This is a genomic window from Bacillus sp. EKM501B (genome assembly GCF_011800505.1).
GTDB classification, from domain to species: Bacteria; Bacillota; Bacilli; order Bacillales; family Bacillaceae_G; genus Bacillus_A; species Bacillus_A cereus.
This window is the reverse complement of record NZ_JAALFZ010000014.1, coordinates 74,313-97,855: the sequence shown is the minus strand read 5'-3', so window position 1 is coordinate 97,855 and position 23,543 is coordinate 74,313. Positions and strand designations below refer to the sequence as shown.

The window sequence follows — 23,543 nt, the reverse complement described above, 5'->3', positions numbered from 1 at the left end:
AAACGATTCCTCATATCATTTTTCTTTTTTTACGCAACCGTTTTCATAAATCTATTTTAATAAAAGCGTTTTCACTTTGCAATAGAAATTTATTTTTTTTCATAAAAAAAGATGCTCAAAGAGCATCCTTTTTTATTATGAAATGCGATAAACCCTTGTTTCATAAGGTTTTAAAGCAATTGTTGTTACTTCTTCATGTTCCGCAACTTCATAGTTATTTAAAAGCAAACGTTTGCGTTCTAGTGCAAATGAACCCTCATTATACACAGCTTCCTCTTTTGAGATATTACTAATTACAATGACTTTTTCATCCTGTAACGTACGTGTATATGCATAAATTTGTGGATCGTCTTCTAAAAGTAAATCGTACGTACCATAGTTCAGTACATCGTGCTCTTTTTTCAGGGCAATCATTTTCTTATAGAAATTGAAAATAGACTTTTCTTCATTTTTTTGCTTTTCAACATTAATTTCTTTGTAATTTGGATTCATGCTAAACCAAGGTGTACTTGTTGTGAAACCAGCATTCATCTCATCATTCCACTGCATAGGTGTACGTGAATTATCGCGGCAAGAAGCCCATATAATCTCCATCATATCTTGATGTGGTACGCCCTCTGCAATTTTCTCGCGATATAAATTTTTAATTGCTACATCATCGTAATCTTCAATATTTGGTAACTGAACATTTGTCATACCAATTTCTTGGCCTTGATAAATAAACGGTGTACCGTGCATAAAGAAATACATCGCCCCTAGAGCTGTTGCACTTTCACGCCAATATTGTTTATCATCTCCCCATGTTGAAACGATACGTGGTTTATCGTGATTCTCAATATATAAAGCGTTCCATCCTTTATTTTCTAATCCTTTTTGCCATTTCGTTAATACTTTTTTCAATCCTACAACATCAAGGTCTTTCTTCTTCTCTGCATCCCATAAACTTAAATGTTCAAATTGGAATACCATATTGAACTTACCTTGCTCTTCTCCAACCCATAGCTCAGCATCTTCAATCTTAACACCATTTGCTTCACCAACAGTCATAATATCGTACTTAGAGAATGTATTTTCTTTTAGCTCTTCTAATAAAGGTTGAATACCTTTCACATTCATATGTTTATCAAAAGATGGCACATATTTTAACTCTTTTGGATTTGGCATATCCTTGAGGCCTTCTTCTTTTTTAATATGACTGATCGCATCAACGCGGAAACCATCAATACCTTTATCAAGCCACCAATTAACCGTATCATATAGTACTTCGCGAACTTCTTTATTCTCCCAGTTTAAATCTGGTTGTTTACGTGAGAATAGATGTAAATAATATTGTTCTGTTTCTTCATCATATTCCCATGCCGAACCATTAAAAATACTTTCCCAGTTGTTTGGCTCCGCACCATCTTTACCATCATGCCAAATATACCAATCACGCTTCGGATTATCTTTAGATGAACGTGATTCAATAAACCATGGATGTTCATCACTCGTATGATTAATAACTAAATCAATAATAAGCTTCATATCACGCTTATGAACTTCATCTAGTAAAGCATCAAAGTCTGCCATTGTACCAAACTCATCCATAATATCTTGATAATCACTAATATCATAACCATTATCATCATTAGGCGACTTATACATTGGACAAATCCAAATTACATCTATACCTAAATCTTTTAAATAATCCAGTTTTGCAATAATACCTTGTAAATCTCCAATACCATCACCATTTGAATCCATAAAGCTTCGTGGATAAATTTGATAAGCAACCGCTTCTTTCCACCATGTCTTATTCATAGTCATTCTCTCCTTTTGCATCCCATCGGAATTTTATGCAAACGTTTTCGTAACACTATCATAACAAAATATGAACAGTTTGCAACTGTTTTCATTGAACTCTATGTAGATTCTTTATTCTTATGCTTTATTTATTTCTCACAAAGGTAAATCTCATTCTTCACCTCTTCTTGAAACTGGTAGCCCCTCTCTCTTTATAGAAGAAGTTCCTTATATAAAGGCTGTTGAATTTTTTAATGGCGGTAACATCCCTGAAAATTTCAAGCGCTCTGGTTCCTATGTCTATAAACCTATTCCCCTTAAAGGCATTCAAATCATGCAATACTTTCTTTCTCATGCACCGAATAAAGATGCTAGTATTTGGCATCAATCGCTCATAGGTGCTGTTGAAAATATTTCGCCGAATAAAACGGCTTATTTTCATCGTAAAGCAATTATTGCTCAAGAATACATTACCTCTTGGAAATGCGATGATGAAGAAAATCGAAATATACGCTGGGTTAAAGGTTTACGAGAAAGCTTAGATCCTTATACACTAGGTGACTATGTGAACTGGCCCGATATCGACATTAAAAATTGGCAAACTAGTTATTATGGCTCTAACTTTCACAGATTACGTAAAGTAAAAACCATGTATGATCCTTGTGATGTTTTTCATTTCCAACAAAGTATTCCTCCTTTTCATACGTGAAAAAAGGGGATAACATAAAAAAATCATCCAATATACCGTTACCTCGCAGTATGTTGGATGATTCAAGTTGATTTTCTATATCGTTTCAAATTCTTGCTCCTACTCATAAACTTTTACTTACAGATTAATTGTATTTCGTATCATTTTCATGCAATGAATGTAATTTAATATTTGGTACTTTATCTTTTTCAATACCTCTATTATAAGAAACAGGAACTTGAAATTCGAATTGCTTTGTCTCATGTTTTTGTAAATAGACTGGTTTCGGTACTGGATAGCTTTTTGAATTCTCGTTTGCATTATCGTATAAAACAACTTTTAATGCTTGTGAATGATTACGATAATTTTTTAAAGTAACAATGCACTTCGGTTGGATATTCTCTCCATTTTTCTCCATTCTACACTGGCTATCTTCTTTTTTATATTCTATTGCTTCTACCCCTGTTTTTCCTGCGTAGTACCATGTTTTATTCAATGTCTGGAGGATTGTATTTAAAATAAACGGCATCATTACAATCAAAATACTAATGCCTACTACTTTTATCTTATTCGTTTTTCTAAATGTACTAGACTCCTTTTTTCCTAGCCATTTTAAAAATAATATAAATGCAATTACATGTAGTATGAAAGAAACAATCAATATATTTGAGACTTTATAATCCATATAAACATACGTATGTATCGGAACCTTATAGACATTGAATAGTTTTTCCCCAATTAATTCATTATCATTTGGAATTTTTAATAATAACAAAACCCCTATACTGTAACAAATAGCTACTAATCGATCATACTCAATACGAATCATTCTTTCTCCCCTTCACTTTGTATTTTATTATCGATTTTAGCTATTATTACCATACTATACAATCTTTTTATAGAGGATAACGTAAAAAAGTTCCTTATAAATATATAAAGAACCTTATTAATATACACTATGAATTAAAAAATCAATATACAATTTTCACATAGAGATTTCTTCAAAATATGTTGGATCATGTATTGTAATTTTTTTATCTAAAATTGTAACAATGCTATCATTTTTTAATTGTTTTAATACGCTGCTAACTGTCTCTCGAGATGTTCCAGATATTTTGGATATTTCAATTGTTGTAAGTGGACATGAAATTACAATCTTTTCTCCACTCTGTTCTCCTAAATCCTGCATTAAATAATTTAACGTTTGGATAACACGATCTTGTGCATTAGGAATTGTAATATTTTGCACTCGATTTTCGTTCAATTTTAATATAGATGATAATTGCTGAACAACGTACATCAATTGCGTTCTGCTGGACTTTACCATATCTTCAAAGATTACCGTTGGAATATAATATACCTCCACATCCGTCATTGCTTCTGCTGTATAGTTATATCCTCTGTCTGTAAACATACCACCATAAGGAAAAATAGAATATCGCTTCACATAGTCATCGTATAATAAGTTCCCATTTTGATTAACCCGCTCTAACTTTACAAAACCATCTAACATGAAGTAAATTCTTTCTCTTGAATCCCCTTCTAAAAATAAAAATTGACCTTTTTTATAAGTTCGCCAATAAACAAACTCTGTTAAGCCTTTCAATTTTTTTTCTGTTAAATGAGCAAATAATTCGAACTGCTTTAAGTCTTTCACTACGTTCCGTCTATTCATAAAATTCCCTCTCTCTTGCTGTATGTTGGAGCGAAAAATCAAGAAAGCGTATTCAATTTGAATTTTATCATAATTAACTTACATATTCAGATTTCATCATGAAAACTTTATGAACAATGAATACAAAAATATTAATAAATAAAAAGAATGAAGTTACTAACTCCATTCTTTTTTTACTACTAAGTAGCGTACATAAGAATTTAAACATACATGCATACATTCTGTTTTGAAATAATAGTACCAGCTTTTTCTTCTAGTGCTTCATATACTTTTTCTAAAGACGTAATAATTGTTTTTCTTTTTGGATTTGTATTAACAAAATTAATAGCAGCTTCAATTTTTGGAAGCATGCTTCCCGCAGCGAATTGTTGTTCTTCAATATATTCTTCTAATTGATTCACTGTGACATGCTCTAATTTTTTTTGATTCGGTTGATTATAATTTACATACACATGATCAACTGCAGTTAAAATAACGAGCGTATCGGCATCTACTAATTCTGCTAATTTCTGTGCAGCGAAATCTTTATCGATAACCGCTTCAGTTCCTTTTAACCCTTCTTCAGAATCAATTACTGGAATTCCACCTCCGCCAACAGCTATCACTATGTTTCCATCTTCGACCAAAGAATTAATCACTTTATGTTCATGAATACTTACAGGCTTCGGTGATGGAACAACACGTCTCCATCCTCTACCAGCATCTTCTTTAAACACTGCTTTTGTTTCATCCATTAATCTTCTGGCCTCTTCTTCTGTATAAAAAGGACCGATTGGTTTAGTTGGATTTTTAAATGCCTCATCTTTTTTATCCACAACAACGCGTGTTATAACCGTTGCTACGTCTTTTTTTATATTCCGTTTTTTCAATGCCTTTTCAATCGCATTTTCCATCCAATATCCAATCATTCCTTGGCTCATTGCCCCACAAGTATCTAATGGCATTGCAGGTGTCTTTTCCGTTTCTGCAGCTTTTTGCTGTAATAAAATATTCCCCACTTGTGGGCCATTTCCATGCGCAATTACTATATCCACATCATTTTCCATTATTTTCACAAGTTGTTCTGCCGTTTTTTCCAACGCTTCTTGCTGCGCTCCCGCAGTAGCTTCTCCAGACTGTATCGCATTTCCCCCTAGTGCAACTACAATTTTTCTTCGTGCCATATGCCAGCCCTCCAGTTGATTTCGCTTTCACAGCGCTTTATAAAGTAATACTGCCTGTAATTAATCCATAAATCGCAAAGAATGCTAAAGCACCAATTGCTACGGATGATGCTAATTCCACTCGAGTAAATATTTGCTTCGAACTCTTTTGCTTTTGAACATTGTAAAAAATAAAAATACCTGGCGCATATAAAGTCATTGTTAATAATAAATACTCTAAACCAGCTGCATAAACTAGCCACACGCCATAAATACTGGCTATCAAGCCAATTATTATATTTTTATTTCGATCTGCTTCTTCAGACTTTAAGCTATGCTTCAGTTGATAAAACGCTGAAAAAGCATATGGGATTAAAATAGCTGAAGATGCTAAAGAGAATGCAAAGTTATACGCCTGATCAGAAACGACGAATGTTAACAAGAACATTTGTATTAAACCATTTGTTATCCATAATGAATTTACTGGAGCCTTATTTTTATTTTCTTTTGCAAACCATTTTGGAAATACTCCATCTTTAGCCGCTAAATATGGAATTTCAGAAGCGAGCAAAGTCCAACCTAACCAAGCACCTAATACAGAGATGACCAAACCTAAATTAATAAAGATAGCACCCCATTTTCCAACAACACTTTCAAATAAATAAGCCATAGCCGGATTTTTCAAACCTGCAATATCTGCTTGCTGCATAAGTCCAAGAGACAATAATGTGATTAAAATGTAAATGATGAGTGTACCAATTAAGCCAATAACGGTTGCTTTCCCTACATCACTTCTATTTTTTGCTCGACTGGATAAAACAACAGCCCCTTCTACCCCAATAAATACCCATAAAGTTACAAGCATTGTACTTTTAACTTGGCTGCCAACTGCTCCCCATGAAAAAGAACCAGCTTGCCCCCAAAATCCATCTAAGAACGTATCAATATGAAACGCGAAGATTCCTATGACAATAAATACAAATACAGGTACTAATTTTGCGATTGTAGTTACTAAATTCACAAGGGCTGCTGATTGAACTCCACGTAAAATTAACATGTGAACACACCATAATAATACGCTTGCACCAATAATGGATTCTACATTTTGACCGCCTTCAAAGATCGGGAAGAAATATCCTAATGAAGAAAACAATAATGTACCGTAAGCTACATTTCCAAGCCAAGCAGATAGCCAGTATCCCCACGCACTATTAAATCCCATGAAATTACCAAACCCTGCTTTTGCATAGCTAAAAATACCACCATCTAAATCTGGCCGTTTTACAGTTAGATTTTGAAAAGATAATCCAAGTGCAATCATCCCAATTCCTGTTATAACCCAGCCAATAATAATGGCTCCAGCACCAGCACCTTTTGCCATATCACTCGCTAAATTAAAGGCTCCACCGCCAATCATAGACCCAACTACAAGAGCCGTTAGTGTAAACAACCCTAATTTCTTATCTTCACCCATTCCACTCACCTCTCTTAAATTGCAATAACAATACAAAAGCAATAGTGAATGATCGTGTCTAAAGGAGGAGAAAGAAGAAAGGAAGACTCCCTTTCTTCTTTACTCCATATTTCCTAAAGTAGCTGCCATAACCGCTTTAATTGTATGCATTCTATTTTCAGCTTGATCAAATACTTTTGAATGTTTACTGCGGAATACTTCGTCAGTTACCTCCATTTCTTTCAACCCATATTTCTCATAAACTTCTTCGCCATACATCGTTTCAACATCATGAAATGCAGGTAAACAATGTAAGAAAATCACGTTTTCATTCCCTGTTGCTTTAATCATTTTCATATTTACTTGATAAGGTTTCAATAACTCGACACGTTCAGCAAATTTTTCTTCTTCCCCCATAGACACCCATACATCTGTATAAATTACATCTGCATTCGCAACAGCTTCTTCCACATTACTTGTTATCATTACCTGTTCATTATATTTTTTTGCTAAATCAATTACTTCTTGTGCAGGCCATAAAGATTCCGGTGTACAAATACGTACATCCATTCCAACGATTGCTCCACCAACTAGTAAGCTATTAGCAACATTATTTCGTCCATCGCCAACGTAAACGAGCTTCACATTTTTCAATTTCCCTATATGTTCTCTAATTGTTAATAAATCTGCTAGTGTTTGTGTTGGATGCCACATATCTGTTAATCCATTCCAAACCGGCACACCAGAATTTTGTGCTAAAGATTCTACGGTTTCATGATTAAATCCACGAAACTCAATTCCGTCAAACATACGCCCTAACACTTTTGCTGTATCCTCTACAGATTCTTTTTTCCCAAGTTGAATATCACCTTTCCCTAAATATTCAGGATTTGCTCCTAAATCTGTACATGCTACTGTAAATGCACAACGTGTACGAGTAGAAGTTTTTTCAAATAAGAGCGCTACATTTTTACCTTCTAAATAATGATGCGGAATACCATTTTTCTTTTTCTCTTTTAATTCTGCTGCCAAATCTAGAAAATATAATAATTCTTCTTGTGTAAAATCTTTTTCTGCTAGAAAGCTTCTTCCTTTTAAATTTGGTCTAGTCATTAACATAATTCATCCCTACTTTCTCCGTTATTTATACTAAATATCTTTACGAACAATTGGCATACTCATGCAACGTGGACCCCCACGACCACGAGATAATTCCGAACTTAGAACCTCAATCACTTCTATACCGTGTTCCCGTAATAACGTATTAGATACATAGTTGCGATCATATGTAACAACTACACCTGGCGCGATTGCTAATGTGTTCGAGCCATCATTCCATTGTTCACGAGCAGAAGCAATTACATCTCCTCCTCCACATGGAATAAGAACTAATTCACTTAAGCCTAATACCTCTTTTAATGCTTCCATTAAAGACGTACGATGTGTAATTTTAAGAGTTTCCTCACCTGATCCTTTTTCTAAAATATAAATATTCATATTCCCTTTTGGCCCTTGAATGGCTGGGTGAATTGTAAACTTGTCATAGTCAACCATTGTAAATACTGTATCTAAATGCATAAATGCTCGACATTTTGGAATTTCTATTGCTAACACTTTCTTAATTTTATTTTGTCGGCTAAAGAGATTTTTAGCTAAACGTTCAATTGCTTTAGCTGAAGTACGAGCAGATACTCCAATCGCAATTGTTTCTTCATTTAAAATTAGCTCGTCGCCACCTTCAATTGGAAATTTATAATCACGATCTAACCAGATTGGTACATTATGTTTTGCAAATCTTGGATGATATTTAATGATGTACTCCATGAATAATGATTCACGTCTACGCGCTGGTTCTCTCATCTTATTTATCGTTAAGCCATCGCCCACGCTAGCTGCTGGATCACGAGTAAAATATAAATTAGGCATTGGATCTAAGTAAAACGGATAGTGATCTTCCATTAATTCATATAAATGTGTCTTCTTACTTGTTTCAATTTCGTTTTTCCGTACACCGCCCATAATTTTTTGAATTAATTCTTCATTTGAAAAGGAAAGTAAATATTCTTTTAAAGTTTGATGTGCAACATTTACGTCGGCCTGTCCTTCTTTTAAAATACGATCAACAAATTCTTCTCGAAGTTTTTTATCTACTAACGCCTCAGCGGCTAGTTTTTCTAAATAAAGAACTTCAACACCCCGATTGCGTAACGTTTGTGCAAAATAATCATGCTCTTTTTGAATAATTGGTAAGTATGGAATATCGTCAAATAATAATTGCTGCAAATAATCTGGCGTCAAGTTTTCCACTTCTTTACCCGGTCGTTTTAATAAAACCGTTTGTAATTCCCCAATTTCTGAAGTAACATGTATCGGATGTTTCATTTGTTGTACCTCCTTTTAAATATGTTTGATGTCTTACAAGTACATAATAAATGCTCTGCACTTTCATCTTTGTGAAAGTATCCACATTATCATTGTGAAATATTAAACAAGTTATTTTTTTAAAATCATACGAATATGTATTTTTATAACAAACTATCTCGCTTTCTCAATAAAAAATACATATATTACGCATATATGTTGAATATTTAACTTCCGTATTTAAACAAAAATCCTGTTTTTAATTTTATTAAAAACAGGATTTTTGCATCTAAATAATTAAATTTAATCTTTCTTCTATAATCTCCCTATCTGATTTCGACTGTGAAATTATAAGGCATGTATCATTTCCACATATACATCCTATTTTTTCTTTCCAATCTAACTCATCAAATAAAACACCAATAACATGTGCATTACCAGGTAATGTTTTAATAACCATTAATTGATCTACACAATCAATTTTTACAACAACTTCTCGTAATTTTTTCTTTAACTTTATATCAGTTTGTACATGCTCTTCTGAGAAAACTTTATATATCATTAATCCTTCTTGAGAAGGTACCTTCGTTAAGTTTAACTCACGAATATCGCGAGAAACCGTAGCTTGTGTTACTAATACATCTTTTTTTGCTAACAATTCTACTAATCTTTCTTGCTTATCTATTTCATACTCCTTTACAAATTGTTTAATTAACCGTTGTCTTTTTTCTTTTTTCATAAAAGACACCCCTTTTAATATTATAGCTCGCTATAATTTTCATCCGAAAGGGATAGAAAAGAATGTTGCGGAAACGTTCATAGTTTAACTGTAAATATTAAATCAAGCTAAATAAAAAAGAGAAGAACAGCATTCTGTTCTTCCTTTTACATTGAAAATCGTTCAATTGTTTGTTTCAAATCAGTTGCTTGCTTCTCTAAATCCTTTAATAATTGATCGATTACTATCATATTTTTAGACTGTTGTAGCGTCACACGCGCCACTTCTTGCGAACCAGCTGACGTTTCTTCAGCAATTGCTGCTACAGCTTTTGTTTGTGCTCCTGTTTGATGAATGTGGCTCACTTGTTCATTCATATAACTACTAATTTGCTGAGTTGCATCGGCTACTTCCATAACACTTGATGACATTTCTTTTAAAATTAATTCCGTAGCTTCCCCACGTTTCGCCTCTTCTTTAGCTATTTTCACTTGTTCTGTCATTTTCATTGCAACTTGTTGTACTTCATCTTGCATATTCCGTAATAACTGCGATATGTTTCTTGCAGAATGATCACTTTCATCAGCAAGTTTCCGTACTTCTTCCGCAACAACCGCAAAGCCTCTTCCATGCTCTCCTGCGCGAGCTGCCTCAATAGAAGCATTTAGTGCTAATAAATTCGTTTGGCTAGCAATCGCACTCACAACAGACACAATATGTTCTACTTGTTTCATTCGTTCTTCTAACTTCTGTACATTTTGCATTGAATCTTCATTTTCTTTTGCCAATGTTTGAATACCTTGAATTAAAGACGTAAAGACACGAGTACTATGCCCTAAAGCTTCAACCATTTCTGAAGACAATGTATCAGACTGCTTCGCTTTTTCTTCTACTTCACTTGCAATAGAAGTCGTTGTATCAACAGCAGAAACAATTGCTTGAATTGATGCCGCTGATTGCTCAGCGCCTGAAGAAATTTCTGCAAGTGTCTCAGATACACCTTGCGCTTGTCTCGTTGCTTCGCCTGTTTGTTTTCTAATCTGCTGTACTTGATTATTTGTATACGAAAATGTTGTATCAATATTTTTTACCATGCCCCTTAAGTTTCCTAACATCATATTAAATGCAACACTTAAAGATTTAATTTCATCATCTGTCTTCGGTAATGGAACATCTTCACGAATATCACCCTCAGCTGCTTTTCTTGCCGCCTCCTCTAACTTGCGAAGCGGTTTAATTAAAAATACGGCTGCTCCATATGCTAAAATTCCAGACCATACTACCCCTAATAACATAACGATAATATTATATACAGTTTGACTTACATAACTTTGAAAATAATCGTATATCACGTAAATAAAAAAGATACTTGTTGAATATGTAATGAAAGCTAAAACTGTAGTGAATAGCATAAGTTGTGTACGTAATCCAAAAGAAAATGTTTTCCTTTCTTTTTCCATCTTTCCTTTCCCCCTTTTTATAAGCAATATAAATACTACCTATATATTATTATCCATATTTTCATTATAGAAGGATATAGAGATTTTAAAAAAATTATTTCTTTGAATATCAAATTGCACGAAAAAATAAAGGATTCTGACAATTTATGACTAATAACAGAAATAAGGGGCAACATTTGTAAAATATATTTTTAACTGGGGGTTTTGTATGATTCAAGTTCGAAATCTAGTAAAATCATTCGGTTCACTTGATGTGTTAAAAGGAATTGATTTAGAAGTAAAAGAAAAAGAAGTTGTTGTTTTAATTGGTGCCAGTGGTTCTGGTAAAAGTACATTACTTCGCTGTCTTAACTTTTTAGAAATGTACGATGAAGGCGAAATTCACTTACAAGGTGAGCGAATTGATCCAAAGCATTCAAATTTAAATAAAGTCCGTGAAAATGTCGGTATGGTTTTTCAGCACTTTAACCTCTTTCCTCATATGACCTCACTAGAAAACATCATAGAAGCACCTATTCACGTAAAAAAATTAGAGAAAGCAAATGCAAAGGATATTGGAACTCAACTTCTCCAAAAAGTCGGCCTTCAAGATAAAGCAGATGTAACTCCTCATCTTCTTTCAGGTGGTCAAAAACAGCGCATTGCCATTGCACGAGCTCTTGCAATGAGCCCTAAGATTATGCTATTTGATGAGCCTACCTCAGCTTTAGACCCTGAACTTGTTGGAGAAGTATTGCAAGTTATGAAAGAACTTGCTGAAGAAGGGATGACAATGGTTATTGTTACTCATGAAATGAATTTCGCAAGAGATGTAGCTGATCGCGTCATCTTTATGGATGATGGAAAGATTGTAGAAGATGCTCCGCCAGCACAATTCTTTTCAGCTCCATCACATGAACGGGCAAAACAATTTTTACGCAACGTTTTATAATGTAACTTTTGTTTCGAACGAAAAAGAATACATTCATACGGTGCACAACTAATCATCCAAATAAAATATTTCAATAACATACTAAAAAACCATCCGTATGATCAATATATAGGAGGGGTTTTATGAAAAGAAAACTATTAACCATTGTTGCTAGCATTACACTATGTACATCTTTCATACTAGGAGCTTGTAGTAAAGAAAGCTCTACTACTTCAACAAATGGTGAAAAAGAATTTCGCTATGCGATGAGTGGATTATACAAACCTTTTAACTATAAAGAAAATGACGGCAAACTTGTCGGTTTTGATGTAGAAATCGGTGAAGCTCTTGCTAAAAAGATGAACATGAAGGCTACGCCAGTTACAAACCCATGGGAAACGCTGATTCAAGGTCTTCAAGCGAAGAAATATGATGTAATACTGGGTAGTATGGCAATTACAGAGGAGCGCTTAAAAGCTGTTAGTTTCTCAAATCCGTACTATCGCTCTGGCGCCCAAATTTTTGTAGCTAAAAAGAATAACGCTATCTCTTCTCCAGAAGATTTAAAAGGTAAGAAAATTGGTGTTGTAAAAGCTAGTACCTTTAAAAATCTTGTTGCAAAATATACAGATCAAATCACTGAATATGACAGCGATATTACTGCTCTTATGGATTTAGAGCCTGGGCGTGTTGACGCAGTAATTACGGATCAAATGGTTGGTCTACGTATGATAAAAGAAGGAAAATCAAATATAAAAGAAGCCGGAAAACCATTAAATCTTGATGAAATGGGAATTGCTATTCGCAAAGATGATAAAGAAATGGTTGAGAAAGTAAATAAAGCGTTAGATGAAATCATTAAAGATGGTACGTATGAAAAGATCAGTAAAAAATGGTTCGGGCGTAATATTCTCGGTGAAGAGGAAAAAACGAAGTAAGTTAGCCATTCAAAAGATTCATAAACAGTGCCCCACTGATTAAATGTTCATTTTATGTGGGGCATTTCATTCTCTACTAAAATCTATACAATATGAGGTGAAACGCATGTTTGAAATTTTTATCTCTACCTATCCCACACTCTTAAAAGCTACTATTGTCACATTACAATTAACATTAACCTCCCTAGTACTCGGTTCATTAATTGGATTATTATTTGCTTTCTTTCGGATCTCGAATAACAAAGTTTTAAATAGCATTGCTCATATCTATATTGCTATTATTCGTGGTACACCTTTAATCGTTCAAATCGCAATTCTCTATTTTGGCATTACATCTGTCATTGTTTTCTCCCCTTTTTGGGCAGGAGCAATCGCTTTAGCAATTCATAACGGTGCATATATTACGGAAATTTTCCGAGGATCCATTCAATCCGTCGACCGGGGACAATTGGAAGCCGCTCGCTCCTTAGGTATGCCTTACCCTTTAGCTATGCGCCGGATTATATTACCACAAGCATTTCGTCTGTCTCTTCCTCCTCTAGGAAACCAATTTATTATCGGATTAAAAGACTCTTCACTTGTCGCTTACGTAGGACTGTCCGAGTTATGGGGATCAGGTTTATCAATTGCAGCAGGTAACTTCCAACAATTAGATACTTACATAATCGTTGGTGTATACTATCTCGTACTTGTTCTTCTATTTACTTATTTTGTTAATCTCTTAGAAAAACGACTACAACGAAAAGAAACTAACTCCGTCCAATTCCATAAAAAGAACAAAAAGGAAGTTTCTTTATAAGAAAAAGCAAGCCTGAGATGGCTTGCTTTTTCATTGCAAAAATATATTAATTTTTACTGATTTACTTTTTTAATACTCTTTTCTTCCTCTATATGTTCCTCACGATATGAAATATTATGAGGATCTAGTCCATTTCCTAAAGAACCATAGAAATGCTCTCTATGCGGATCCACTAATTCACTTCCTTGATAATACACACGTGGTGTATTCCATAGCGCTGCCAAAGCTTTTGTCATCGGCATCTCATGATAGCGTTCCGGCCACATTTCTTTAATCTTCTCTTTTACTAACGGATAGTATTTAGAACTCATAGCAGGAAACAGATGATGTTCTGTATGATATGAGAAATTGAAATGTAAAACGTCTACCCAGCGCGGCACTGTTACTGACAAACAGTTTGCTAACGGATCATTTACTGGAACAATTGGATTTAAGCGGTGATTTGTTGCGATATATGCCATTACAATAAAGTTAGCAATTAACAACGGAATGACATATGCAAATAACCATTTTCCAGGTCCCATAATAAACAATAAACTAATCCAAACTGTCCAAGGCAAAAGAAGTTGAAGCCATACAGATTTTTGATTGGATGACTTGAACTCTTTTATAAAATGAAAGAACATTCGAGTCGAATGCAATGTAAATTGAATTGTTAGTGACAGAAAACTAAAGAATGAACGTACATGTAAAGGCATACGATATACCCAACTCAAAAACTTACTCTTCTTAAGTTTCTCAAGTGTCGGCCATGCATCCGGATCATTCTCTTCATGCTGTGTATGAACATGATGCGTTGCATTATGCCACTTTCTCCAAAGCTTTGGCCCTGTTGATAATGGCATAAATGCAATCGCGCCTAAGAAGTCACGAAGCCATGCCTTTCTTACAACAGTTCCATGTAAAATTTCATGCCCTAAAAATCCAAGTGAAGCAAAACATAATCCAAGAACAATCGCAATTCCTAGATTCGCCCACACATTCAATTCAAATACACCAATCGATATTAACCCCGCCAATGCCACAAGCAAATAAGCCAGTCCACCAAATAAACGAGTAGGCACTGGTTTAAATGCTTTTTTCGGCAAATGTGGTGATACACGTGCTGCATACCACCCAAACGTATGAAGCTCCTTCATCCTTTTGCTCCTTTCTTATGCCGCGCCTTGCGCAACTTACATATATCAATTCTTGCTTCCAGATTGATTTTACTAGATGATCCAAAAAGCATCTATTATAAGGAAAATATACTCACTCTATCGTCACTTATTTTTCGCTTTTATTATCAATGAAAAACATTTCTCTTTTTACTCTCTATCAACCTTTCCACATGATGAATCATAACAATAGAATTTCTATATTGTCAACACATTTTATGACCTAGTAATAAAAGGTGGTTATATTTTTATAATCATACTTTATTTCACTAAAGAAAATGTATAGATTCCATAAGGATTTACCCACTATATATAGACATTTTCTTAAACGCCATAGACTCTATCTCATTCAATAACTCCCTATGTAATCAACAAACAGAATCACTTGAATTTAGTTTTATATAAATCCTACCACTTCATAATGCCCCATCTAATTAATTATATTAAAATAATTTATAACCTCTTTTAATAAAAATAGACTACTTCTAAAACAACACACATGAATTTCATATATTATGGAAATATTAAAAGGAAAATTGTTCTAAAATCAGGAGGTTTCCGCAATGACAAGTGATACATTTCCACAACTGCCGCTATCTTATTGGATTGAATCTACTCAGTTTCCTACTTTCCCTCGTTTATCCGAAAATATAAAGACAAAAGTTGCTATTATCGGTGCTGGTATTACAGGTATTACTACTGCCTATTTACTTGCAAAAGAAGGCATCGATGTTGTTTTAATTGATTCTGGTCGTATTTTAAACGGAACGACTGGGCATACAACAGCGAAAGTAACAGCACAACATGATCTTATTTATGATGAATTAATAAACCATTTCGGTGTAGAAAAGGCCGGGCTTTACTATGAATCAAATAATCAGGCTCTACAATTCATAAATGAAACTGTTCAAACATATAAAATCGACTGTAATTTCTCAAATGAAGATTCATATTTATATACAACTACCGATAACGGATTAAGAAATTTATCGAAAGAATATGAAGCTTATCAAAAATTAAATATACCTTGTGACTATGTTCAATCTCTATCGATTCCTATTCCAGTACAATCTGCGCTTATAATGAAAAATCAAGCACAATTCCATCCTCTTCTTTATTTAAAAACACTTTTAGAAAAGTTTGTGGAGATGGGCGGAAAGCTCTACGAACAAACAACAGCTATGGATGTGGAAAAGGGAGATCATCCACAAATAATTACAAAAGAGGGCCATCATATCACTTGTGAATATGTCGTCTCTTGTTCACATTTTCCTTTTTATGATGCGAATAGCTTTTTCTTTACGCGAATGTACGCAGAACGCTCCTACGCTCTTGCAATAAAAGCAAAAACGGATTATCCAGGTGGCATGTATTTAAGTATTGATGATCCAAAGCGCTCCTTACGCTATATAACAAACAATGGAGAAAAATTAATTTTGATTGGCGGAGAGAGTCATAAAACAGGACAAGGAATAAATACGATGCTTCATTATGAAGCACTTTATTCTTTTGCTGAAGCAACTTTTGGAATAGACGAAGTTCCTTATAGATGGTCAGCACAAGATTTAATCACTCTAGATAAGCTTCCTTATATCGGACATATTAACGAAAGAAATCCAAATATATTTGTTGCAACTGGATATCGCAAATGGGGCATGACAACTGGAACTGCTGCCGCTCACCTACTGAAGGACTCCATCCTAAAAGTCCACAGTCCCTATAAAGAACTGTATGCACCATCACGCTTCCATGCAAATCCAGATATAAAAACGTTCCTCTCCCAGAACATTGATGTTGCGAAACATTTAATTGAAGGAAAGATTGAAACCGCATTACGTAAGCCAGAAGATCTCGAAGTTGGTGAAGGATCTGTCGTACATGTTAACGGTAAACGAGCAGGTGCTTATAAGGACAAAGAAGGAAAATTACATATCGTCGATACAACTTGTACACATCTCGGCTGTGAAGTTGAATGGAATAATGGTGATTGTACTTGGGATTGTCCTTGCCATGGTTCTCGTTTTTCAATTGAGGGAGACGTTCTTGAAGGCCCAGCAGATCAACCGTTAAAACGCGTTGATAATGAGTAAACAAATAAAGAAGTTCAACAGAATTACGGTTGAACTTCTTTATTTGTTATAAAACCTGTTCAGATAAATTTCGACACAGGAAGGAAAATATTAACATTAAATAAAATAATATATTCATCTACAAATTAAAAGGGGTGAATATTATGCAACCTTCAGCTCCACCTCATCTAGAATCTACAGAAACTATCTTTTCAAGCTCTATTACAAAACTTGTTGTTTTTATTTGTTGGCTAGCCATTTTAGCTGATGGATATGATTTAGGTATTTACGGTGCCGTTCTACCAAAGCTCCTAGAAGACAAAAGCTGGGCGCTATCACCAGCGCACGCTGGTACAATTGCAAGCTATGCTTTATTTGGGATGTTTATTGGGGCTATTCTAGTTGGAACGATTACAGATCTAATTGGGCGTAAATGGACGCTTATATGCTGTTTAGCACTTTTTTCTATCACAATGGGTTTAGCGGCTATCGCTTCTTCTCCTGAGTTATTTGGATTATCTCGATTTATAGGAGGAATCGGATTAGGCGGTGTTATCCCAACGGCTTCAGCACTTACTGTTGAATATTCACCAAAAAAAAGGCAATCTTTTATTTATGCTCTTATGTTTACTGGCTATCCTTTAGGTATCGTATTAGGTGCTATTTTGTCTATGTTTATGTTAGAAGATTTCGGATGGAGAATTATGTTTGGTATCGGAATGATTCCACTACTCCTCATTCCTTTCATTATTCGCTATTTACCTGAGTCCATTCAATTTTTATTATCACGTAATCGCCAAGAAGAAGTGAACCAAATTCTTAATCGTTTTCAAATTGAATTTCATGTAAAAAATAAAACTCATCAAGCTCCATCTACTATACGAAAGAAAAATGGATTTTTTACTTTATTCTCAAAAGAATACATAAAAGCAACACTACTTTTTTGGATCACTTATATAATGGGAATGTTTTTAATATACGGTTTAAATACTTGGTTACCACAGATGATGCGCCAGGCGGGATATCCTCTTGGATCTAGTCTGTCTTTTCTACTTATGCTAAATATTACCGCAGCTGTTGGTGCGTTATTCGCTGGAGCAATTGCTGATCGTATAGGCGCAAAAATTGTTATTAGCATCTCTTATCTTATGGCAGCCATATGTATCGGACTATTAACAATTAAGCCATCTGTTACAATCATTTATCTTTTAATTGGCCTTGCTGGTATTGGATCGGTCGGTATTACTCAAATATTAAATGCATATGTAACACAATACTTCCCATCACATATCCGAGCTACCTCCTTAGGCTGGGGACTGGGACTTGGCCGAGTTGGTGCAATTGCTGGCCCTATTCTCATCGGTATTATTATGACAATGCAATATGACTTAGCATGGAATTTTTACTTATTCTCCTTTGCAGGTCTTATCGCAGCTATATCTGTTTTCTTCATTCCTACAAAATAAAAAGAGCACAAACTTACTTGTGCTCTTTTTCATATGCTTCAAACAGCATGTCTCGAAATAGTGTATTTAAAATTTCAATATCGATCCCTGATCCCTTTTCAATTCCTTTTACATATTGCCCATAGTAATGAATTTGTTCTTCTAAAAATTGATTTAGCACCTTAATTTTCAATCCAACATCTAATTCAGTACCTGCTTTTTTCTTTATTAACAACTTTTCAATCTCATCTAATACACTACGTTCTAATGGTAATTCTGTAATCAATCGATCAAATTCTACAGGTGGTAAAGTTGCTTTCTCTTCTAGCCACTTACAAGCTAAAATAGGACGTAATACATAAAAGTACTTTTTCAGCTTTACATTCTCACCTTGCAAAAATTCACGATAATTTTTCGACGCCATATGTAAATAATGATATATCGTTGCTTTTGGATCAAAATTCTTCTCACTCATCTGTTGAAGTAGTTCTGGAAAATTAGAGTTTTTCGAATAAAAAATTGGTGATCGAATCCACTCAAGTAAAGCTGGGTTCGACTTCGCGAATAGTTGCAACGCCTTTTTAATATCCCAACCACTTATATCTAAATCATCACTAATTGGATATTCAATTACATCACGTTTGTCATGAATTGATAAATACCATTCTACCGGATGTATATAAACAAACCTAACATCATAATCGCTATCTTTCGATGGAAACCCCCAAGCACGACTCCCTGATTCCACCGCAAATAAAATTTTCACATCATTCTCTTTTTCAATTCTTTCTAACTCCAACTCGATTTTCTCTCTCATTTCATAACATCTCCATTTTTTGATTATTTCCTTGGAAATTCGACAATACACTATTAATTTTACTACATACTAAAAAAACTGTCAGAAATTACTGACAGCCTAATAAAACTTCTATTGTTGCTTTTCAATTACAGTAGCAGCAATTCGTTCAAACTCTTTTTGAATCTCCTCTTTATATGCATCTACTATTGAAAAATCCATAGCAGCAATATAAATTCGTTCTAATTTATCACGAACCGATTTTGCTTTCGCTAAGAAAGACATTGCCTCATTCATTTTTGCTTTATACTGAATGGAAACATCACGAATTTCCTTCGCATATTTCTCATCAGTCCCTGGCGTAACAATAAGGGCATACATATCAATAATTTCATCACCCTCACGACTTGGAAAATATTCATGCGGTGCGGTGCTATCAAAAATTGCAAAGCCTAATTCTCTTACGATAACCATATCAAGACTATGCGGGTCAAATCCGCAATGATATACTTCAACTTCAAATCCTTTTTCTTCAGCTGCCTTAGCTAACTTTTTGAGCATTGTTGATTTTCCAGAGCCTGGGCGCCCTTTTATAAAATAACGATGTGGTAACCCTTCTGTTAAATTAGGAACAAAGTCAACTGCTCCTTTCGGTGTTGCAGCTCCTAAAAAACGATGTTTGACAAGCGATTGTCTCCCGCTTTTATCTGCAAATAATTTCTGGATTAGCTGATCGGTTAGTTCATTTGCTTTATTAAAATCTATATTATCAATATATATCTTCTCCCACTCATCATGTATAACCAATGCCTCTTTAAAACGTGCGTAAGCAGACTGAAAAGCTTTGCTTGCTTCTGAAACAAATCTTTCAATTTCTAACTTCTGCTTTCTTAGTTTATCTGAGTCCCAAGCAATTCCTAAATTTATATACTCTTCAACAACTCCTGGCATTTTTGGCTCAATAACATGCGGTGATGTCCCATCAACAATTCCTACTTTTAATTGTGGGATAATTACACCATCAACCGATTTATTGTCAGAAGAACAATGTAAAAATTCAATATCATATCCTTTTCCAACCCATTCACGACCTATTGCCTTTATTAAAGAAGATTTTCCCGTTCCTGGACCACCCTTTAAGATAAATAATCTGTCTAATCCTTTTAAATTCTCTTCGTATAAATTGTGAAATCCCCTAGCTGTATTACCACCAGCATAATAATTCAATACATTTCCTGTCACTGCACTCACTCCTTCGCAGCATTCTATTTACATAAGCTACAATATGCGAGCGGCTTTATTTGGGTGAATACCTATTTTGTATTGCACATAAAAAGGAAATGAATTACAATTTAGCTATCAGAAAATTAAGATTTTGAAACCGAATACTTCTTTATCAAGAGAGGCAGAGGGACTGGCCCTTTGAAGCCCAGCAACCTCAGTTTATACGAACTGAATAGGTGCTAATTCCTGCAAAATGCATTGCATTTTGGAAGATAAAACTCAACTAGCATGTAAAGCTCATCTTTCTTGATACTGAAGGATGAGCTTTTTATTATTTGAAAAACATATATTGGAGGTATGTAAAATGAAAGTAATTGATTTATCACAAACATTTGAAAATAATATGTCTCAATTTCCTGGAACACCTAAAATACAACTAGAAGCTGTTACAAGTGTTGAAGAATCAGGCTATCAAGTTACAGATTTTCATTCTGTCGTTCATGTTGGCACGCATTGTGATGCTCCTGCGCATTTTATTTCAGGCGCAACGACCATCGATCAATTACCGCTGGATCAATTTGTAGGTGAAGCTGTTCTTATTGATGTAACTCATGTACAAGAACGAAAACTACCTAAAGAAGTACTGCACGATGCTGATATAAAAGAAGGAGATATTGTTATTTTCCATTCCAATCTATCTACTAAATGGAACACGGAGGCGTATGAGAAAGAAGCTTTTTATCTTTCTGAAGAATTAGCCGAGGAACTAGTACAATTAAAAGTAAAATCTGTCGGTTTAGATTTTATTTCTCCTGATGAGGTAACGACAGAAACATCACCAATTCATCACATACTACTTGGGAATAATATTTATTTAATCGAAAACTTAACAAACTTAGATGCCATTCACACGAAACGTTTCTTCTTCTCAGCAGCACCTTTAAAAATTAAAGATAGCGACGGTGCTTTTGCAAGAGCATTTGCTGTAATTTTTTAAACAAACTATACAAAAAAGCAAAGATCATCATTGACCTTTGCTTCTATTTTTTTTATTTAAATTAAGAAAGAATTGCTCAACATGAGGACGTAACCAAGCTAAATAATCCTTCTCTTTCTTCTTTGTACAAGCTATTTCTTCCCCATCTACCATTTCAACAAGTTCTAGTTCTAACAGTTGCTTCGTGAATGCTAACATATTCACTTCTTCGGATGGATACTCTTCTTTTAATTTCTCCTCAATTTCCCCCAATAAAAAACCGTCACGCATCATTGCCAATGCATCAATCCAAAGTGGCGGCATTTCATATTTTTCTCCTGTAATTGTGTCTTTTACAGTATAATTCTTTTGCTCTTTTCGAAATTGAATCGTGTGTAAACATACAGTCGAATTTAATGTTAATTCCATAATACCACCTCTTTCATAATATCTGCATAGAAAAAAGGATGCGCGTGCACCCCTTCTTATCTTTTCATAACACTACTGAACCGTTACATGAGCAATCAATCTCATGTCGATATTTTCCTCCATTATAAACGAAGTATTTTATAAAAAAAACCCTTCTTGAAACATTTTATAAAATGTTTATATTTACACAACAAGAACACTTTTCTGAAAAATCTTTTCTCAAATACATTAAACGGTCGGCAGAAAAATTTCTACTTTCGTTCCTACTCCTAGACTACTTTGGATCGTGATACTCCCTTGATGTTCCTTAATAATTTTATATGTAATCATTAATCCAAGTCCTGTACCATTCTCCTTTGTTGTGTAAAACGCCTTACCGATTTTTTCTAACTTCTCATTCTCTATACCACATCCTTGGTCTTCAACAGAAATACACAAATGTCCTTGCGTTTTTTGATATGCACAGATATGAATTTCTCCACCCTCTGGCATTGATTCTATTCCATTTTTAATGATATTTAATAACACTTGTTTTAATTGCTTATCATCACCGTTTATAGCCGGTAAATTTCCATCTACTTGTAAATTACATTTAACTCTATATTGCGTTGCATAACTTTCCATTAGATGCACAACATATAGAAGGGTGTCTCGTATATTACACCTTTCATAATTTGTTGGCTTTGGTTTCCCTAACAACATCAATTCACTAACAAATCCATTAACCCTTTCAATTTCTTGTAGCATAATGTCGTAGCTCATCGTATCAGTTGGATTTCTTTCTTTTTGCATTTGCGTAAACCCTTTTAACGCTGTTAGTGGATTTCGAATTTCATGGGCAATTGTTGTAGACATAGTCCCAATCACAGCTAAATTTTCCGTCTCTTTCATATTGTTCATCATTTCAACCACTGTTCTTACATAAGATTGAAATCGTTTTAATAAAGAATGTGAAATAATGAAATAAAATACACATAAAACAAGTGGAATTATCACTTTTAAATCTTGTAATAGCAATGTGAAAAATACATACTTTCCAATTACACTAAAGGAAACTAAATAAAAGTATTTTCTATTCACGAAAACTGGGGCAAATAAAATTAACAACATTTCTACCATACTACCATGTTCAAAAGGTCTATCCGTTCGCAAATAAATCATTAAATTATTAACAAGATTGATAAACATGTATCCAAATAAAAATAAATATTTTACAGAATATACATACCCTCTTTTTTGAAGATATATAGAAATAGGAAATAATGCTATTACAAATATAGGCACACCTATCCCAAGACTACCTTCTGGCCACCCTACCGCTGTTCCACTAATATTCATAGCAGGATATACAAAATAATATATAGCGTCATATAAAAAGAATATAATATAAAATAATAATATAAATACCTTTAAGGCTCTTCTTTCTTCATAAATCAAGCTCTTGTATTTGTTCATATAAAAACTCCCCTTGATCGATACAAAAAACTTTCATTGTTATCTCCTTAAAGTATAAGTATGAAA

19 protein-coding genes, 3 pseudogenes and 1 riboswitch are annotated in these 23,543 nt (G+C 34.1%); of the genes and pseudogenes, 7 read left to right on the top strand and 15 right to left on the bottom strand.

Features of this window, described 5'->3' with window-relative positions; genetic code table 11:
* Positions 1-135: 135 nt before the first annotated feature.
* Positions 136-1,800: a glycoside hydrolase family 13 protein gene (locus HFD78_RS21930; RefSeq protein WP_001044703.1), complete on the bottom strand. Its 1,665-nt coding sequence runs from the start codon at positions 1,798-1,800 to the stop codon at positions 136-138.
* A gap of 154 nt (positions 1,801-1,954) precedes the next feature.
* Here HFD78_RS21930 and HFD78_RS21925 point away from each other — a divergent pair.
* Positions 1,955-2,491, top strand: a pseudogene (locus HFD78_RS21925) (BBE domain-containing protein); the annotation flags it as partial.
* A gap of 124 nt (positions 2,492-2,615) precedes the next feature.
* Here the strand turns inward: HFD78_RS21925 and HFD78_RS21920 are convergent.
* The 9 genes and pseudogenes from HFD78_RS21920 to HFD78_RS30130 all read right to left on the bottom strand — a co-directional run.
* Positions 2,616-3,299, bottom strand: coding sequence for a hypothetical protein (locus tag HFD78_RS21920; RefSeq protein WP_000619194.1), 684 nt, complete (start codon positions 3,297-3,299; stop codon positions 2,616-2,618).
* Between the two features lie 156 nt (positions 3,300-3,455).
* The gene (locus HFD78_RS21915) at positions 3,456-4,145 is read right to left on the bottom strand and encodes a Crp/Fnr family transcriptional regulator (RefSeq protein WP_001081905.1); all 690 of its coding nucleotides are present in this window, start codon (positions 4,143-4,145) and stop codon (positions 3,456-3,458) included.
* Positions 4,146-4,345: 200 nt separating this feature from the next.
* Entirely contained in the window at positions 4,346-5,308 is a 963-nt protein-coding gene (arcC, locus tag HFD78_RS21910; protein WP_000113948.1) for a carbamate kinase, read from the bottom strand.
* A gap of 37 nt (positions 5,309-5,345) precedes the next feature.
* Positions 5,346-6,761 carry an arginine-ornithine antiporter gene (gene arcD / locus HFD78_RS21905; RefSeq protein ID WP_000503410.1) on the bottom strand — a complete coding sequence of 472 codons (1,416 nt, stop codon included), beginning with the start codon at positions 6,759-6,761 and terminating at the stop codon, positions 5,346-5,348.
* 99 nt (positions 6,762-6,860) lie between these two features.
* On the bottom strand, positions 6,861-7,859 hold the full coding sequence (argF, locus tag HFD78_RS21900) for an ornithine carbamoyltransferase (RefSeq protein WP_000930289.1): 999 nt from the start codon (positions 7,857-7,859) through the stop codon (positions 6,861-6,863).
* A gap of 30 nt (positions 7,860-7,889) precedes the next feature.
* Complete coding sequence (gene arcA / locus HFD78_RS21895; protein ID WP_000682332.1) at positions 7,890-9,122, bottom strand: arginine deiminase; 1,233 nt, start codon at positions 9,120-9,122, stop codon at positions 7,890-7,892.
* 268 nt (positions 9,123-9,390) lie between these two features.
* Complete coding sequence (gene argR / locus HFD78_RS21890; RefSeq protein WP_000711827.1) at positions 9,391-9,840, bottom strand: arginine repressor; 450 nt, start codon at positions 9,838-9,840, stop codon at positions 9,391-9,393.
* A 146-nt stretch (positions 9,841-9,986) separates the two neighbouring features.
* Positions 9,987-10,559 (bottom strand): annotated as a pseudogene (locus HFD78_RS30135) (methyl-accepting chemotaxis protein); the annotation flags it as partial.
* A 369-nt stretch (positions 10,560-10,928) separates the two neighbouring features.
* Positions 10,929-11,114: pseudogene (locus HFD78_RS30130) on the bottom strand (HAMP domain-containing protein); the annotation flags it as partial.
* 373 nt (positions 11,115-11,487) lie between these two features.
* Between HFD78_RS30130 and HFD78_RS21880 the strand changes: the two are divergent.
* The 3 genes from HFD78_RS21880 (at position 11,488) to HFD78_RS21870 (ending at position 13,926) form a co-directional block, all read left to right on the top strand.
* Entirely contained in the window at positions 11,488-12,210 is a 723-nt protein-coding gene (locus tag HFD78_RS21880) for an amino acid ABC transporter ATP-binding protein (RefSeq protein WP_000616925.1), read from the top strand.
* A 122-nt stretch (positions 12,211-12,332) separates the two neighbouring features.
* Complete coding sequence (locus HFD78_RS21875; protein WP_000823768.1) at positions 12,333-13,127, top strand: ABC transporter substrate-binding protein; 795 nt, start codon at positions 12,333-12,335, stop codon at positions 13,125-13,127.
* 43 nt (positions 13,128-13,170) lie between these two features.
* Positions 13,171-13,926: an amino acid ABC transporter permease gene (locus HFD78_RS21870; protein WP_002004337.1), complete on the top strand. Its 756-nt coding sequence runs from the start codon at positions 13,171-13,173 to the stop codon at positions 13,924-13,926.
* A 53-nt stretch (positions 13,927-13,979) separates the two neighbouring features.
* On the opposite strand, the gene desB is transcribed toward HFD78_RS21870, so the two are convergent.
* Positions 13,980-15,065: a Delta(10) desaturase DesB gene (gene desB, locus HFD78_RS21865; RefSeq protein ID WP_000661226.1), complete on the bottom strand. Its 1,086-nt coding sequence runs from the start codon at positions 15,063-15,065 to the stop codon at positions 13,980-13,982.
* Between the two features lie 581 nt (positions 15,066-15,646).
* On the opposite strand from desB, the gene HFD78_RS21860 reads away from it, so the two are divergent.
* Together HFD78_RS21860 and HFD78_RS21855 are read left to right on the top strand one after the other, a co-directional pair.
* Positions 15,647-17,173, top strand: coding sequence for an FAD-dependent oxidoreductase (locus HFD78_RS21860; RefSeq protein WP_000199977.1), 1,527 nt, complete (start codon positions 15,647-15,649; stop codon positions 17,171-17,173).
* Positions 17,174-17,316: 143 nt separating this feature from the next.
* Complete coding sequence (locus HFD78_RS21855; protein WP_001183092.1) at positions 17,317-18,618, top strand: MFS transporter; 1,302 nt, start codon at positions 17,317-17,319, stop codon at positions 18,616-18,618.
* Positions 18,619-18,631: 13 nt separating this feature from the next.
* On the opposite strand, the gene HFD78_RS21850 is transcribed toward HFD78_RS21855, so the two are convergent.
* Both HFD78_RS21850 and HFD78_RS21845 read right to left on the bottom strand, forming a co-directional pair.
* Positions 18,632-19,414 carry a nucleotidyltransferase domain-containing protein gene (locus HFD78_RS21850; protein WP_001208232.1) on the bottom strand — a complete coding sequence of 261 codons (783 nt, stop codon included), beginning with the start codon at positions 19,412-19,414 and terminating at the stop codon, positions 18,632-18,634.
* Positions 19,415-19,525: 111 nt separating this feature from the next.
* Positions 19,526-20,635: a PRK06851 family protein gene (locus HFD78_RS21845; RefSeq protein ID WP_000147485.1), complete on the bottom strand. Its 1,110-nt coding sequence runs from the start codon at positions 20,633-20,635 to the stop codon at positions 19,526-19,528.
* A 148-nt stretch (positions 20,636-20,783) separates the two neighbouring features.
* Positions 20,784-20,896: riboswitch (SAM riboswitch) on the top strand.
* 85 nt (positions 20,897-20,981) lie between these two features.
* Between HFD78_RS21845 and HFD78_RS21840 the strand changes: the two genes are divergently transcribed.
* A complete protein-coding gene (locus HFD78_RS21840) occupies positions 20,982-21,614 on the top strand; it encodes a cyclase family protein (RefSeq protein ID WP_000862983.1) in 633 nt (210 codons plus the stop codon).
* Between the two features lie 27 nt (positions 21,615-21,641).
* On the opposite strand, the gene HFD78_RS21835 is transcribed toward HFD78_RS21840, so the two are convergent.
* Positions 21,642-22,022: a hypothetical protein gene (locus tag HFD78_RS21835; RefSeq protein ID WP_000424119.1), complete on the bottom strand. Its 381-nt coding sequence runs from the start codon at positions 22,020-22,022 to the stop codon at positions 21,642-21,644.
* 228 nt (positions 22,023-22,250) lie between these two features.
* Positions 22,251-23,477, bottom strand: coding sequence for an ATP-binding protein (locus tag HFD78_RS21830; protein WP_001046105.1), 1,227 nt, complete (start codon positions 23,475-23,477; stop codon positions 22,251-22,253).
* Between the last annotated feature and the right edge of the window lie 66 nt (positions 23,478-23,543).

What these genes read in the sequence shown, in the direction of transcription:
- HFD78_RS21860 (WP_000199977.1), top strand. Translation starts at nt 15,647, where the DNA reads ATGACAAGTGATACATTTCCACAACTGCCGCTATCTTATTGGATTGAA.
- HFD78_RS21830 (WP_001046105.1), bottom strand. Translation starts at nt 23,477, where the DNA reads ATGAACAAATACAAGAGCTTGATTTATGAAGAAAGAAGAGCCTTAAAG.
- HFD78_RS21870 (WP_002004337.1), top strand. Translation starts at nt 13,171, where the DNA reads ATGTTCATTTTATGTGGGGCATTTCATTCTCTACTAAAATCTATACAA.
- HFD78_RS21915 (WP_001081905.1), bottom strand. Translation starts at nt 4,145, where the DNA reads ATGAATAGACGGAACGTAGTGAAAGACTTAAAGCAGTTCGAATTATTT.
- arcA (WP_000682332.1), bottom strand. Translation starts at nt 9,122, where the DNA reads ATGAAACATCCGATACATGTTACTTCAGAAATTGGGGAATTACAAACG.
- argF (WP_000930289.1), bottom strand. Translation starts at nt 7,859, where the DNA reads ATGTTAATGACTAGACCAAATTTAAAAGGAAGAAGCTTTCTAGCAGAA.
- HFD78_RS21875 (WP_000823768.1), top strand. Translation starts at nt 12,333, where the DNA reads ATGAAAAGAAAACTATTAACCATTGTTGCTAGCATTACACTATGTACA.
- HFD78_RS21840 (WP_000862983.1), top strand. Translation starts at nt 20,982, where the DNA reads ATGAAAGTAATTGATTTATCACAAACATTTGAAAATAATATGTCTCAA.
- HFD78_RS21930 (WP_001044703.1), bottom strand. Translation starts at nt 1,800, where the DNA reads ATGAATAAGACATGGTGGAAAGAAGCGGTTGCTTATCAAATTTATCCA.
- HFD78_RS21920 (WP_000619194.1), bottom strand. Translation starts at nt 3,299, where the DNA reads ATGATTCGTATTGAGTATGATCGATTAGTAGCTATTTGTTACAGTATA.
- desB (WP_000661226.1), bottom strand. Translation starts at nt 15,065, where the DNA reads ATGAAGGAGCTTCATACGTTTGGGTGGTATGCAGCACGTGTATCACCA.
- argR (WP_000711827.1), bottom strand. Translation starts at nt 9,840, where the DNA reads ATGAAAAAAGAAAAAAGACAACGGTTAATTAAACAATTTGTAAAGGAG.
- arcC (WP_000113948.1), bottom strand. Translation starts at nt 5,308, where the DNA reads ATGGCACGAAGAAAAATTGTAGTTGCACTAGGGGGAAATGCGATACAG.
- arcD (WP_000503410.1), bottom strand. Translation starts at nt 6,761, where the DNA reads ATGGGTGAAGATAAGAAATTAGGGTTGTTTACACTAACGGCTCTTGTA.
- HFD78_RS21880 (WP_000616925.1), top strand. Translation starts at nt 11,488, where the DNA reads ATGATTCAAGTTCGAAATCTAGTAAAATCATTCGGTTCACTTGATGTG.
- HFD78_RS21835 (WP_000424119.1), bottom strand. Translation starts at nt 22,022, where the DNA reads ATGGAATTAACATTAAATTCGACTGTATGTTTACACACGATTCAATTT.
- HFD78_RS21855 (WP_001183092.1), top strand. Translation starts at nt 17,317, where the DNA reads ATGCAACCTTCAGCTCCACCTCATCTAGAATCTACAGAAACTATCTTT.
- HFD78_RS21850 (WP_001208232.1), bottom strand. Translation starts at nt 19,414, where the DNA reads ATGAGAGAGAAAATCGAGTTGGAGTTAGAAAGAATTGAAAAAGAGAAT.